Raw genomic sequence first — 14,629 nt, 5'->3', positions numbered from 1 at the left:
TTTAGTATTCTAAATTGTTTTGTTTCGCCGCCTCGCTCCCACCAACCCACCCCTCTCGGCGGCGATTTTTGCTTTATTGAAATGTTTTTAGTTTTTCCACGACTCTCTCCGCGTGTAAAATTGCTTTCTCGCGCATATGCTTTAATTTCTCGTCATCGTGTCTGCTTGCGTAAGACAATCCTCCGCTATAAATAAATCCAATCCATTCCATAGAACAAGCCTTCGCAAATTGTTTCAACGGGATAATAAAATCTTCAATCGGATAACCTTGAATCCCTCCGGTTTGATACGTATCTTCAGGCGAACCCGACGTAAACGAGATTAAAAATTTTTTACCGGCTAAGGCTTTACCCTTTGAACCGTGTGAGAATCCATGCACAAAAACGTCTTCCATCCATTTATGAAGCAGCGACGGCACACCATACCAGAAAAAAGGAAATTGCAAGACTATCACATCAGCAGAACGCAATCTATTTTGTTCCTTCTCAACGTCAAATTTGTAATCGGGATATTCTGAGTCAAGATAAAGATATTCAGCCTCCGGCATTAACTCATTAAGGCGCGAAAGAATTATTTTATTTGCGAACGAATTATTTTGCAGATCCGTATGACCTGATACAACAAGAATTTTTTGCGGCATTGTATAACGCTCATTTTGCGAAAAATTTAATCTTTCAATAACGGCTTATTTTGCAGTATCGCGCTGCCGTTCTTGGCAAATCCTACGTTCATTATAGTAATATATTTCTCTAAGAACTGATTAATTTCTGCGTCGGTCATCTTCAAATCGAGCTTTGACAACGCACGGTTAATCACTGATAAAATATTTAATTTGCTGAGATAATTATCTTCAATTTCGTGTATGACCTCTTGAAGAACTGCCTCGGTTTTCAGCTCGACATTTCCCGACATAAAATATTCATCAATATAGAAAAATGGTATGTCATTATTTTGCAGACGTTGATAATAAGCCTGTCCGCAGTTGTCATATTCGAGCATAATCAAAAATTTAATTTCGGGCGTTAACTCGATCAGCGGCCAAAAATCGCAGTCACTCGAAATTATTACAGCTGAGTCAATCGGAGTCCCTGCTGCACGGTTATCTGCAATTTCTCTATAAAATTTTATCGTCATTGCAACGTCAACGGCTGATTTCTCGTCTTTGACCCGGTCGGTGAGATAGTATTCAAGCGGTAAATTTTCGTTCCGCCTCAATGCCCGCCACTGTGAGGAAGTGTGTTCATCGTCGACTAATATAATTTTTGCGATTTTATCCGTTAAGTTTCTCGCAACAAGATCTTTTATGACGCCTATAACTTTGCAGGGGTCAGCGTTTTCACAGTCAATTGCGATAATCACGCGCCCGGCCTGCATGAAAAAGTCTTCAGGATTAGTCAGTGCTGCGTCTCCTGCGTCTGTAACTTTGCTCATGTCGTAAAATCTATCTCTGTTGCGTTCGTACAAAATCGGTAAAAATTTTGCGTCATCCCTTAAAATATTTCCGTCGCCGTCTGAAGGGTACCAGTTTATATAAGCCTGATACGGGTATAAGTCCCGATATTCATTGTAAGATCGTGCAGCTTCTTTATTGCCCTCGACAGTGTTGCCCTTAGGAATGAAGAACATATTTTTTATGTATGTCCATTTCAGCCAGTCAGGTAAAAATTTTTGACAGTTAGGGACATGAGGCAGCAAATAATTATGAACGTCTACAATGTAATCTTCAAGTTTTCGTTTTGCGCGCACAAATGGGATTCCGTCTTGTTCGAGAGCCTGTAAAGAGTCTTGCGGGACTAAATCAGGAATTGAGTCGATATTCTTCAAATCTGAATTCATTTCGGTGTAAATATCTCTGAAATTTCGCTGTAATTTTGTTCTGAGTCTGCATAAGTGCCGGACTATGCGAGCTTCTTTGTCTTGATTCATTTCCTCGTAGACGCTTCTATAAAATTGCGGATTCATGTTATCGAGCTGGCCGAGACCAAAATATCTGTCATCAATGCCAATTAAGTATGCAACTCTTGAAACTATGTCCCGTTTTGAGCGCGGGGCTTCTGCGGTTGTTCTGCTGAATACGGTTGAAGGTAAATTCTCAGAAAAATTTTGTAAAGATGCCCTCTTGCTGTCATCAAGAAGGCTGCCTATGCTGAAATCACTCATAATAAATCAATTACTGCTGCTAAACTATAAATTTTTACGGCCTCGACATTTGCAGCAGATTTTTTCGTCCTCCTTTAATATATTATGTCAAGGCTGCTGAAATTTAAGACTTTATCTATTACCCCCCTTTTGTATTGTGAGAATATTTTATATTTTACTATATTTATAATGAACGCCAGCTCTTAAATCCCCTTCCGAGTACTTCTGACGCGTCGCAAATTGATACAAATGCATTCTGGTCGTGATCCCTTAAGAATCGCTTTAACATTATTACGTGTCGAGGCTCTAAAAGCGTAATCAAAACCGGTCTATCTTGGCCTGTGTAGCCTCCTTTGCCCTCGAGTCGCGTTACTCCTTTGCCTAAATTATTTATAAATTTGCTGACTTCATCGGGAATATTTGTAATGATAAATGCCTGCTTGCGTTTGTCAAAGCTGCGGTTAATATTATCAACTGTTACGCCGTTCACGTAGAGTCCGACAATGCCGTAAACAGCTGCTTCAAGACCTATAACGCCTATCGACAGCGAAATTATTACGAGATTCAGAATTATAGAGAAGCGCCCGATTTCTATTCCGTAACGTCTGCGAAGTGCAACACCGACTATATCTGTGCCGCCTCCAGAGCCTCCGACATTGAGCATTAATCCGCCCGCAAAGCCCTTCATCAGTCCCGTTATAACAGTTGCCATAAATTTGTCATCGGGTAAAGGCAGAGGGAAATTCGCGAAAATCTGCAGGCCCGTCGAAAATGTAAATATCGCAGTAAGAGTCAGCGCAAGAAATCTAACAGTTAAATCACGCCAAGCCCACGCAACTAATAAAATATTTCCCGTCAAGATTACCCAGTTTGGCGAAATCCCGAATAAATAATTTGTCAATACAGCAATACCAGATACGCCCAAGTCAGGAAATCTATAATGAAGAGTGAAATAATTTACAGCAAATGCCTGAAGGAGACTCGCGAAAATTATTACAATAACTCCTTTCCAATCTTGTTTTATCGCGTCAAATATAACGGCGAAGAATGCCCGAAAAAATTTTTTAATACCTATATTCATACGTGCTGTAATTCCTCCTTTGACATAATAAAATTTGGCACGTGTAATTATATTAACACAGATAAATTTTATTTAGCGTTCAAAGATTTTCATTTACTTTGTGAGTGTGCATGAATAAAATTGATTATCTTAACTTTTTTGTAGTGGCAAAATGTATTTCTTGTAAAAATTTTATATTTAACTTGCTTATATCATGAAAATAAATTATATTATTAAAATATGTTCAATGATATTATAGCAATAATAAATAATTCAGGCGCAAAAACTTTTGATGAATTATCAAACGAATTAGAGATATGTATAAATTCTGATAAAGATTTTATTGATATATTACGTCAAATTGGTATTATTCCGGAATCTATAGCGCATGACTCGACCGAAGAGAAATTGTTTGCAAAGGCTTCTGATATTGTGTTGTCCCGTGCATTTCGCGAGCTTGGCCTAAAATCTATAATCTTACATGAGCGCGGCGACTCTGCTGATGTCATTGCAGGATCAAAATTTTTTAATTATACCCTTGTTGCAGATGCAAAGGCTTTCAGGTTAAGCAGAACAGCAAAGAATCAGAAAGATTTTAAGATTTACGCCTTATCAGCATGGAAAAAAGATAATGATTTCGCGGTCTTGTGTGCGCCTTATTTCCATTATCCCGCTAAAACTAGTCAGATATATTCGCAGTCTCTGATAAATAATGTATGTCTCTTGAGCTGGGAGCATTTAATTTTTATGATAGAGTACGGACTCAGGGAAAATGCTGATTTGAATCTCTCTGAAATATGGAATTTTTGCGATAAATTTGCTGCTAAAGTTTTAGTTTCTGACATGAAGAAAAATTTTATTTCCGGCTTTAATAATTTTCTTGCGGATTTTATGAATCTTGATAGCAAAAATTTTATTGACTCCCTTCATTCACAAATAGCAGCTATAAGACAGCGCAGTAAATGTGAAAAATTTTTCTGGCTCGATGAAATTGCAAAAATAAATAATTACTCACGCGAGCAGGCAATAAATGAGCTTATAAAATCGCTAAAAATTTACGAGAAAATAAAGCAAATAGACTCTTTCATAAGGACTCTATCATAATGAAACTGGATAACTTTATTTTGGGAGACTCGATTGAGATAATAAAAAATTTTCCCGATAATTTTTTTCACGCAATAATATCTGATATTCCATATGGGATCGGTTGTGATGACTGGGATATTTTGCACAATAACAAAAATTCTGCTTATGGAGGTACTTCTCCCGCACAAATTTCCGGTGGAGGTCTATTCAAGCGCAGGGGTAAACCTCTGAACGGCTGGAGTGAGGCAGATAAACAAATTCCACTTGAATATCAAAAATGGTGTTCTTCATGGGCTGATAATTGGCTGAGAATACTTAAACCCGGTGGAACATGCTTTATTTTTGCCGGCAGACGTTACGCTCACAGATGTATTATTGCGCTTGAAGATTCGGGCTTTACGTTCAAAGATATGCTTGCGTGGGAAAAAATTTCAGCACCTCACAGAGCACAAAGACTCTCGGAAATTTATAGACGAAGAAACGATTTATATAACGCTCAAAAATGGAAAGGCTGGAGGGTCGCGAATCTAAGGCCGTTATTTGAGCCTGTTCTATGGTTTCAGAAGCCTTATAAAACGGGCGGGACTATTGCAGACAATGTTATAAATTATGATATAGGTGCGTGGAATGAGCAAGCACTGCAAAAATATAATTCTCACGATGAAAATTTTTCGAACATTATAAGTGTCATGACAGAAAGCAGCGATAAAAATTTACATCCGGCACAGAAGCCTTTAAATCTCATGAAGCTTTTAATTTCGCTTGTTACTAAAGAAGGACAAATTATATTAGATCCATTCATGGGTTCAGGCACAACATGTTTAGCAGCAAAAATTTTGCATAGGCATTATATCGGCATAGAAATTAATCATGAAAATATAAAAATAGCCGAGTCCAGATTAAATAATTCTGAACAATACGAGATAGAAATATAAAAATTTCCCCTCACCGTTAAAGCAAGGGGACTTAATTTAATGCCTCAAAACTTTAGAGAGAAATTCTATAGTTCTTGGCTGCTTTGGGTGATCAAAAACTTCTTCGGGCGTTCCCTGCTCGCTGATAATGCCTTTGTCGATAAATAAAATCTTGTCGGCGATCTTATGAGCAAATCCCATTTCATGTGTAACAAGATACATAGTCATCCCTGAGTCAGCTAATTCTTTCATAACGTCAAGAACTTCACCGATCATTTCGGGATCTAATGCGCTTGTAGGTTCGTCGAATAATAACACGTCCGGATTCATTGCCATAGCGCGGGCGATTGCGACTCTTTGTTTCTGACCGCCTGATAATCTTTCGGGCCACTCGTCGATTTTGTCAGCGAGTCCGACTCTTTGTAATAAAACTTTTGCGCGTTCGTCGGCCTCATCTTGTGTCATAATCTTTAAATCAACGGGAGCAAGAGTCAAATTTTTTCTCACTGTCAAATGCGGGAACAAATAAAAATGTTGGAAGACCATTCCCATTTTGCGCCGGACTTTATTTATATCGCAAGCAGGGGACGTAATATTCTCGCCGTTGAAATTTATTATTCCCGACGTAGGCTCTTCCATGCGGTTAAGACAGCGTAAAAACGTACTTTTTCCGGATCCTGAAGGGCCGATTACTGCAATTTTTTCACCCTTGTTAATTTCTGTGCTTATGCCGTTAAGAACGTTCAATTTTCTGCCGTCATTGAGCGTAAAAGTTTTGTGCAAGTCTTTAACTTCGATTACTGCCATGAAAGTTTACCCCCTTCTGCCTCTGCTGAGCCACTGTTCTAGCTTGCTTACGAATCTAGTCAGGAGCATAACTATAACGAGATAAATAATTGCTACCATTACTAACGGCTGTGAATGTTCGAGAGTCAAAGCCTGAATATTTTGTCCTGCACGAGTCAAGTCATCAATGCCGATATAGCCCGCTACAGAAGTTTCTTTCAAGAGCGCGATAAACTCATTAAACAACATCGGGATAATATTTCGTAAGGCTTGAGGCAAAATTACGCGTTTCATTGACGTACCATAAGAGAGTCCCAGAGAGCGCGCAGCTTCCATTTGTCCGGGATCAATTGCTTCTATGCCGCCCCTGAAAATTTCTGCGATATATGCGCCCGAATTTAGCCCGAATGCAAGAATAGCTATATATTCAGTGTTCAAGTCTCTAGCTGATGCAAAAATTGTGAAGTTCCAGATTAATAATTGCACCATCGCCGGAGTACCCCGCAAAACTGTTATATAACTTTCTGCGATCCAGTTCAAAACGGGAATCTTTGCGCCGCCCTTATGAGCTACACGAATGACGCTGAGAATCAATCCTACAATAATTCCGATTATAGTTGCTCCGGTTGTCATAAAAATTGTAGCCTTGAGACCGTCTACTAACATCATATAACGTCTATCTTTGACGAAATTCTGATAAAATCTCCTGTTGAAATCCGCCCATGCCTCAGCTGTAAAGAATCCCGACGAGTAAAGCAAATAAATTAAATAAATCCCGACAAGAGCGAGTAATAAATCACCCCGGCCAAGTGCTTTGCGTGAATTATTTCTCATAGTCTGCTGCTCTCACAAGTGCGACTTGTTTTGCTCCGACGACGTAATTATCAGAGAAATCCATATTTTGTTTACGTTCTTCAGTTACGGTTATTCCTGCGCAGATTATGTCAACTTTGCTTGTAGATACTGCCATCGGGAGCGCGTCAAAATTCATGTTGATTATTACTAATTCTTTGTCGAGCTTCTTTGCGATTGCCGCGCACATTTCTACGTCAATCCCGATAAAGCCTGAACCGACTTTAAGCTCATAGGGTGCAAAGCCTGCTTCAGTACCGACGACTAATTTTCCGCCCTTTGCGCCTTTGTTGAAGTCAATATCTTCGGGTTTAATGCTTGATGAGTCGCCTGCTAAGAAAGTTTCATAATATTTCTTGAAGATTTTATCAAGAGTCCCGTCTGCTTTGATTTCTGCTAGAGCTTTATTTACCTGCGCTAATAATTCAGTGTTACCCTTTTTGAATCCCATAGCGTAATTTTCTTCGGATAAAGGCTCGTTCATGATTGCAAGACCTTCAACGGAGGCCAAGAATCTTTTTGCGGGCATTTCGTCCATGATAACGGCTCTGACTTTTCCCTGAAGTAATGCGGAAATAGCATCAACATATTTCTCGTAGGTCGTGAGCATTTCATTTTTCTTGTCGCCGAGTAAGTCTTCAGCTATGAACTGGCCGACTGTGCCTCGTTGTGCTGCGAGTTTTTCTGTCTTGAGCTGATTAATATTCGTGAGCTTGGCCGGTGTGTCAGCTGCAAATGAAATACTTGCGAGAATTAATACGAGAACTAACGCTAAAAATTTTTTCATGATATTACTAAACCTCCTGAAATAAATTTTATGTCAGAATAAATTACTAAACTCGCAAATTATATCACGTGCAGGAAAAATAAAAACTCGTTAGCGTTTAAATGCTCATTACTTTACTAGCTACTGCAAAATACATTGTGAGGCTTCCTGCGTCTACTATCGTCGTAACAATCGGAGCAGCCATTAAAGCCGGGTCAAATCCTACAGCTTTAGCTAACAAAGGCAGCATTCCCCCGATTATCTGCGCAAATATTACAGTTGCAAATAAACTTATTCCGACAGTGATAGACAATAATAAATCGCCGCTCATAGCATATTTATAGACGAAATTTACAATAGCAAGCCCGCTCCCGACAATGAGACTCACGCGCAATTCTTTGAACAAAACTTTTATAGCGTCAAAAATTTTCAGCTCGCCTAATGCAATACCGCGAATAACAAGAGTCGACGATTGAGAACCCGCATTTCCGCCGGTGTCCATTAACATTGGAATTGACGCAATCAAAGCCGGAAGAGCCGCAAACACTGATTGATAGTGAGTGATAATCTGCCCTGAAAGAGTCGCCGAAATCATTAACACCATTAACCAAATAACGCGCTTCTTTGCGAGTTCAAGCACTCCCATTGATAAATAAGGTTCGTCCATAGGTAACATTGCCGCCATCTTGTGAAAATCTTCGGTGCTTTCTTCTTCTAATACTTCCATAGCGTCATCAACTGTAACAATGCCGACTAAATGATTTTCTGAGTCTACAACAGGAATCGCCATAAAATCATATTTCTGGAATAACTCCGTAACTTTTTCGCGGTCGTCGTTAGTGTTGACGCTTATAATATTTGTGTCAGTCATTATGTCGCTGATTTTATCTGCATATTGTGAAAGCAGCATAGTTCTTACTGTTACTACGCCGATTAATAATCCCTTAGGGTCAGTTACATAGCAGGTATAGAGAGTCTCTTTATCTGTGCCGACCTCGCGAATATGCTTAAAAGATTGCTCAACGTTCATATCAGGTTTCAGGGAAATATATTCAGTTGTCATTATGCTTCCGGCTGAGTCTTCCTGATATTGAAGTAATTGATTAATGCCTCGTCTAGTTTCGGGGCTTGCGTTCTCTAAGATTCTTTTCACGACATCTGCGGGGAGTTCTTCGACTAAGTCAGCTGCGTCATCCAAGAATAATTCATCAACAATGCGGCCAAGTTCGGGAGCTGTCAACTGCGAGACAAGAGCTTCTTTTGTGTCAGAATTTAAGTGTGCGAAAACTTCTGCGGCTATATCTTTACGTAACGCACGAAATAATATGACTCGTCCTTCCGGTTCGAGTTCTTCTACTGCGTCTGCGATGTCAGCGTCGTTCATGTCTTCTGTTAAGAGTCGCAAATCTTTAATATTCTTAGCTTCAACGAGAGATTTAATTTTTTCGAGCATAGATAAAGCACCTCCGGCAAATTATTTATCAGCAAAATTTTATCACGGTAAGGGGCGTTTGCGTTTTGCCCAAAATTCCGGCTCAAATATTGAATCGCATTGATTACATAGCAGCAAATTTTTTCGGCCGTTCTTCAGCATTTCAGCGCGGAAAGATTTATATTTCCCGGACTCCCAAACTTCTCTGATAGTCTGCACGTTCAAATCACCCATTGTGTATTTGCCGAGTGCGTCATTACAACATAGACTTATTTCTCCTGTAGGCCTGATTATTAACTGCCTGAACGGATGAGTACACAAAACATTCATTATGCTTTTATCTTGAGAGTCTGTCTTGTTGGGAGCTTGGCCGCCTCGTGAAAATAGTATTTCATTCTCCCGTCTGAACAAGAAATCTACACGGTTTTGAATCTCTTTATGTGCTTGAATGTAATCATAAATTTTTTGCAACTCAGGCGTATTAATTTGTCCATCGTCGTTATAATTATCTATCACGAACCTATCAAGAAACGGCAGAATCTCTATAAATTTTTCAAGCGTCAAGACAGTCCCGTTTGTGTCAAGTGCAAAAATTGCGCGGGGGAGCTTTTCATTTGCGTATTTATGAAATTCTATGATTCTTTCATCGAGGAACGGTTCATTATTCGAGAATAAAGAAATTCCGCCCTGATAATCCATTTCTGCGAGTTCATCAATTATTTTGCGAAAAAGTTTATCGGACATCTTTGCATATTTTCTCTGAGGCTGATCAACATTTACCGGACAAAAAGCGCAATGGCCGTTACAGCGGTTTACGGTTTCGATTTCGACGGCTTCAATATCCCATTTCATATTACGTGATTTAGCCCATTTTCTGTATCGATGGTCTAATATAATTGCGTTATATTTTTGCAGAACAGGCGCAGGAATTACAGATTTTATTAATTTCTTCATAGTTCGCAGCATAATTTGTCATAGCCTCCATTAATAATTTACACGCAATTTTATCACGGTTACACTTTTAATATTATCAGGCTAAAATAAATTCTCTAAACGTCCTGCTAAATTTTGGGGGCTGTCATTCTCGTTGAACACACAAGAATTTTTTGCGAGCTTCACAAACTCGGCTGCGTTCTTTGCTTGATGGTTATCTGCTGCTTTTGGCCAAGGAATCACTATCGCGGGAATTTCCCATTTCAGAATCTCCGAGAGAGTCGAGCCTCCCGCCCTGCACACTATTAAATCACAAATCGAGTAAAACGCGTTCATGTCCCAATGAGGCAAAATATAATGTCTGTTATCGTCATCGCGCTTTTCATGTGAAGAGAGAAAAACGAAATCAAATTTTTTGCATAATTTCGCTGTGTTCGTCAATAATTCTAGTAATGGCTTGCTTCCGAGTGAACCTCCTGCGATTCCAATAATTTTTGAGTCTGGGCTTATATTCAAATCAAGAGTCTTTAAAGCGTCGACTCTCGGTAATCTTTCAGGCTCTCTAACTGGAGTCCCCGTGCAGGTAAAATTTTTTATTCCTTCACACACCGGCCAAGCTGTAATAATTTTTGCTCCGAGTTTTGCAGCTAATTTCGTAACTTTTCCGGCGACGGCGTTTTGTTCGTGGAGGGTTATTGGGATTCGCTTTGATTTCCCGACCATTAACGGCGCAAATGATATGTAACCTCCGAATAAATAAATCTCGTCAGGCTTGAAATTTTTTATGTAGCTTGAAGTCTGAATCACAGATTTTGCTAAATCAACTGCACGGCCGAAATTTTTTATTAGCGAGTGAGTACCAAGAGGCGACCCCGAAATTTTTAGCAATAACGGCTGAATCCCTTGCGATTTATAAATTTCCTGCTCAAGCGGCCGAGAACCGCATAACCATTTTACAATATGACCATCTGACTCTAACTTTTTGCCGAATACTATAGCCGGAAAAATGTGTCCGCCCGTGCCTCCTGAGACGATTAAAAATTTTTTGCTGCTCATTTTTTGCGCTTCCCCTTGCTGTTATTTTCGAGTTTTATCGACATTAAGAGACCTATTTTCGCCCACATAAATATCATTGAGCTTCCTCCCGAACTTATAAACGGCATTGGAATCCCTGACAACGGCAATAATTTCGTAACTCCGGCAACGTTCATAAACATAGGAAAAATTACAGAAGCAGTCAGTCCCAGCGCAAGAGATTTCGTAAAAGGAGTCTTTGCGTCGCGGTAAATATAATAAGCTCTCCACGTCCATAAAGCGTAAAGAATCAATAAAAACATTGTACCGACAAGCCCGAACTCTTCACCGATCGCAGGAAAAATATAATCTGTGTCAGCTTCCGGCAAATAACGCTCTTCTTGCAAACCGCGCCCGATTCCGACTCCCGTTATTGATCCATTAGCAAACGCAACAAGTCCTTGTATAATCTGAAAGCCTCGCCCCGTAGGATCTGACCATGGATCCCAGAAAGCTAGAAAACGACTCATTCTGTAGGGAGCAATAAGAATCAACACAACAACGGCAGCAAGTCCCAGCATCGCACCCATTAAAGGATATTTCCAGCCCCGACGCTCAATGTGCATAACGAAACATATAGACGCGCAAATAATTGCTCCTCCTAGAGTCGGCTGCAACAATAACGGGATCGCCGTAATCGCGATAACAAAAAGTGTCGGCCTCACAAATGAATGAAAATCTCCGCGCTTCATCACTGAATTTGTGTCGGTCAATCTATCAGCCATAAAAATCGGCAGCACTAATAGCAAGAACTCTAACGGCTGAAATCTGAATCCCATAAAACCCAGCCACCTGCGCGCGCCCATTACTTTAATGCCTATGCCGGGAATAGGAGTCAGAAAAATTAATATCGCCGCAAGAGCAAATAATTTCCCTGAATGCCTGCGAATCTTTTCGGGAGTAACGCCGCCGATAAAACACGCCATTATTGTGAGTCCCAGTCCGATAAATTGAAATTGTTTCAACGGTGCTGCATAGGGATTGCCGCCGGCCATACTTCCGCGCAATGACAACGAGGAAATCATTATAAAGCCGCAGCCGCTTAATATTAACGGGATTATTATTTCCATTATGAATTTATCAGATCATTAACAATTTTGCAGAAATGCTCGCCCCGTGCCTTGTAGCTTTTGTACATGTCCCAGCTTGTGCACGCAGGAGAAAGCAATACTACCATTCCCGGACTTGCAAGACTCGCAGCAAGATTAACAGCTTCTTCCATTGTTGAGACTCTATGAAAATTTTTATAGCCCGCTTGAATTAATGCAGCTTGAATCTTGTCGGCCTCTTCTCCGATTAATATAGCTGAATCGCACTCATTTTTTACGGCATCTGCTAAAGGTGTGTAATCTTCTCCCTTGCCTTGACCGCCGAGAATTATAATTTTTCGTCCTTTAATGCTTGTCATCGCTGTAATAGTTGCTGCTACATTCGTCCCTTTAGAGTCGTCTATGTATTGCACGCCTTTATATGTCCCGGCATTCTCGCACCTGTGCGGTAAAGGTTTAAAGCCTTCAAGCAAAAATTTCACGTCCGGAAGATTCTCAAGTCCTAATAAATTTACTGCACAAAGACTCATAGCTACATTTTCTAAATTGTGAGAACCTATTAAATCAGTGTCATTATACGCAAATAAGCGCGTTGTTTTGCCGTCGAGAGTCAATAAAGCCTCTGAGTCACTCATGAAAATATGACCTGAAAATTTATGTTCGGGCTTCTCGTTCCAGCTTAGAGTGATAATTTTTCCGGAGGGATTCAAAATTTCCGCGTCCCTGTCCTGAATTATTCCGTAACCTTCAGAATCACGCAATGTCAAGACTCGTGATTTAGCTTCGACGTAATTATTATAATTTCCGTGCCAGTCAATATGATCAGGAGCTAAATTTGTTATTATCGCGACTCTTGAGTGCATATTATTTGTAGCTCTTGCAAGTTGAAAGCTGCTTAACTCAAGGACGACCGAGTCAAAATTTTCGCGCGTAAAAATTGCTGAAGCTGTACCGAGATTACCGCCTGTTCCCGTTTTGAGTCCTGCGCGTGTCAAAATATGTCCGATTAATGATGTAACAGTGCTTTTGCCGTTGCTGCCTGTAACGCATAAAAGATTATGAGTCTTTATGTGAGGCAGGACAAAATCAAGCTCACCGGTTAATTTAATGCCTCGTTCCTGCGCGTCATGAAGTATTTGCGATTTCGGCGGGATCCCTGAACTAATTAAAATCTCGTCGACATCTTCAAGAGCTTTTGTTGTATGTCCTTCTTCGTAGGCGATATTATTTGCGTTGAAAATTGCTTTTGCCTCGTCAGAAATTTTTTTCTGCTCAGTAACGAAAACTTTTGCTCCGAGCTGTGAAGCAAGAACCGCAAGCCCCTGACCGCTGACTCCTGCTCCGATAACAACAATCCTTTTATCTTTGTAATCAGGCATTGTGATAAATTGCCCTCCTGTTAATCCTCAAATTTATAATCTGTAAAATTAACTATTAATATATCACAAAGATTAATTACTTCATAACTACGTGAAATATGAATCTCAGCAAAAAAATTCTCCCGTGAAGACCTCTACAGCAGGACCGATCAAGCAGCAATTATTGTTGTCGTCTACTTTTATGCGCAAATCTCCGCCGCGTAAATGAACTAAGACATCACTATTTAATTTATTTGCGATTACTCCCGCGAAAACAGAAGCAGTTGACCCAGTACCGCACGCCATTGTCTCACCGCACCCGCGCTCAAAGACTCTCATATTAATTTCGTTGCGTGAAATAATTTCGACAAAATCAGAACTTGTTTTATCCGGGAATCGCGAATGATTCTCGAAATAAACGCCTTTTTTCGCAAATTCTGAGTCCGGCCAAGAGATTATATTATTAATTTCCGTGTTGTCGTCAACAAAATAAATTGCGTGAGGAGTCCCCGTGTCGATTCCGTAAAATTTTAAGTTCATTCCATCAACATTTATATTTTCGGGCTGCTTGCTTGTGAGAGTCGGCACTCCCATATCGACGTGAATAATTTGCGCTTTGTTGTCGATTACGTCAAGATTTATAGATTTAACGCCAGCGAGTGTGTCAATAGAAATTTTGCGCCGTTCAGGTGAGATTATGCCGTGATCGTAAATATATTTTGCCATGCAGCGAATACCATTTCCGCACATTGTATCGAGTGAGCCGTCAGAGTTATAAATTTGCATGAAAGCGTCTGCATTATTTGAGGGTAAAATTAATATAAGACCGTCAGCGCCGACTCCCTGCCGTCTATCAGAAATTTTTTGCGCGAGTTCATTAGGATTATTAATTTTCTGGTCAAAGCAGTTAATTATCACAAAATCATTCTGGCAGCCGTGCATTTTTGTGAATTGCATAAAAATAGCTCCTCCTGATAAAAAATTTTGTATGAATTATAGCAATTTGCAGTCAATATCACGAGAAATAACCCTTGCAAAGTCAAAGGCTAAAACATTAAAGGCGAAAACCTTTTTTACAACTGCGCGTCATCAGCTGCTCTCGTGGGCCACAGCATAAATACATCAAAACATGCAGGGGATAATCTGACGCATATAATTCATCGGTGGGGGGGGGGGGGGG

14 protein-coding genes are annotated in these 14,629 nt (G+C 40.0%); 2 read left to right on the top strand and 12 right to left on the bottom strand.

Going from position 1 to position 14,629, the window contains the following annotated elements; translation table 11 throughout:
• Window positions 1-73 precede the first annotated feature (73 nt).
• The 3 genes from IJT21_02025 to IJT21_02015 form a co-directional block, all read right to left on the bottom strand.
• A complete protein-coding gene (locus IJT21_02025; GenBank protein MBQ7577025.1) occupies window positions 74-640 on the bottom strand; it encodes an NAD(P)H-dependent oxidoreductase in 567 nt (188 codons plus the stop codon).
• A 26-nt stretch (window positions 641-666) separates the two neighbouring features.
• On the bottom strand, window positions 667-2,160 hold the full coding sequence (locus tag IJT21_02020; GenBank protein MBQ7577024.1) for a hypothetical protein: 1,494 nt from the start codon (window positions 2,158-2,160) through the stop codon (window positions 667-669).
• Between the two features lie 163 nt (window positions 2,161-2,323).
• Window positions 2,324-3,220: a YitT family protein gene (locus IJT21_02015; GenBank protein ID MBQ7577023.1), complete on the bottom strand. Its 897-nt coding sequence runs from the start codon at window positions 3,218-3,220 to the stop codon at window positions 2,324-2,326.
• A gap of 219 nt (window positions 3,221-3,439) precedes the next feature.
• On the opposite strand from IJT21_02015, the gene IJT21_02010 reads away from it, so the two are divergent.
• Together IJT21_02010 and IJT21_02005 are read left to right on the top strand one after the other, a co-directional pair.
• Window positions 3,440-4,303, top strand: coding sequence for a HindIII family type II restriction endonuclease (locus tag IJT21_02010; GenBank protein ID MBQ7577022.1), 864 nt, complete (start codon window positions 3,440-3,442; stop codon window positions 4,301-4,303).
• Complete coding sequence (locus tag IJT21_02005) at window positions 4,303-5,220, top strand: site-specific DNA-methyltransferase (protein MBQ7577021.1); 918 nt, start codon at window positions 4,303-4,305, stop codon at window positions 5,218-5,220. Before IJT21_02010 ends, IJT21_02005 begins: the two co-directional genes overlap by 1 nt.
• A 36-nt stretch (window positions 5,221-5,256) precedes the next feature.
• On the opposite strand, the gene IJT21_02000 is transcribed toward IJT21_02005, so the two are convergent.
• The 9 genes from IJT21_02000 to IJT21_01960 all read right to left on the bottom strand — a co-directional run bounded on the left by IJT21_02000 (window position 5,257) and on the right by IJT21_01960 (window position 14,406).
• The gene (locus IJT21_02000; GenBank protein ID MBQ7577020.1) at window positions 5,257-6,006 is read right to left on the bottom strand and encodes an amino acid ABC transporter ATP-binding protein; all 750 of its coding nucleotides are present in this window, start codon (window positions 6,004-6,006) and stop codon (window positions 5,257-5,259) included.
• 6 nt (window positions 6,007-6,012) lie between these two features.
• Entirely contained in the window at window positions 6,013-6,819 is an 807-nt protein-coding gene (locus IJT21_01995) for an amino acid ABC transporter permease (GenBank protein ID MBQ7577019.1), read from the bottom strand.
• Window positions 6,809-7,624, bottom strand: coding sequence for a transporter substrate-binding domain-containing protein (locus IJT21_01990; GenBank protein MBQ7577018.1), 816 nt, complete (start codon window positions 7,622-7,624; stop codon window positions 6,809-6,811). The genes IJT21_01995 and IJT21_01990 overlap by 11 nt, the downstream gene beginning before the upstream one ends.
• Before the next feature lie 97 nt (window positions 7,625-7,721).
• Window positions 7,722-9,056, bottom strand: coding sequence for a magnesium transporter (mgtE, locus tag IJT21_01985; GenBank protein ID MBQ7577017.1), 1,335 nt, complete (start codon window positions 9,054-9,056; stop codon window positions 7,722-7,724).
• Between the two features lie 42 nt (window positions 9,057-9,098).
• Window positions 9,099-10,001 carry an SPASM domain-containing protein gene (locus tag IJT21_01980; GenBank protein ID MBQ7577016.1) on the bottom strand — a complete coding sequence of 301 codons (903 nt, stop codon included), beginning with the start codon at window positions 9,999-10,001 and terminating at the stop codon, window positions 9,099-9,101.
• 69 nt (window positions 10,002-10,070) lie between these two features.
• Window positions 10,071-11,024 carry a UDP-N-acetylglucosamine--N-acetylmuramyl-(pentapeptide) pyrophosphoryl-undecaprenol N-acetylglucosamine transferase gene (locus IJT21_01975; GenBank protein ID MBQ7577015.1) on the bottom strand — a complete coding sequence of 318 codons (954 nt, stop codon included), beginning with the start codon at window positions 11,022-11,024 and terminating at the stop codon, window positions 10,071-10,073.
• Complete coding sequence (locus tag IJT21_01970) at window positions 11,021-12,112, bottom strand: cell division protein FtsW (protein MBQ7577014.1); 1,092 nt, start codon at window positions 12,110-12,112, stop codon at window positions 11,021-11,023. Before IJT21_01970 ends, IJT21_01975 begins: the two co-directional genes overlap by 4 nt.
• Window positions 12,112-13,470 carry a UDP-N-acetylmuramoyl-L-alanine--D-glutamate ligase gene (gene murD / locus IJT21_01965; protein MBQ7577013.1) on the bottom strand — a complete coding sequence of 453 codons (1,359 nt, stop codon included), beginning with the start codon at window positions 13,468-13,470 and terminating at the stop codon, window positions 12,112-12,114. The genes IJT21_01970 and murD overlap by 1 nt, the downstream gene beginning before the upstream one ends.
• 105 nt (window positions 13,471-13,575) lie before the next feature.
• Window positions 13,576-14,406, bottom strand: a complete 831-nt coding sequence (locus tag IJT21_01960) for a diaminopimelate epimerase (protein ID MBQ7577012.1) — start codon at window positions 14,404-14,406, stop codon at window positions 13,576-13,578.
• Window positions 14,407-14,629 lie beyond the last annotated feature (223 nt).

The sequence above is a fragment of the Synergistaceae bacterium genome, assembly GCA_017443945.1.
Lineage (GTDB): Bacteria > Synergistota > Synergistia > Synergistales > Aminobacteriaceae > JAFUXM01.
This window is presented reverse-complemented; position numbering and strand designations above follow the sequence as displayed.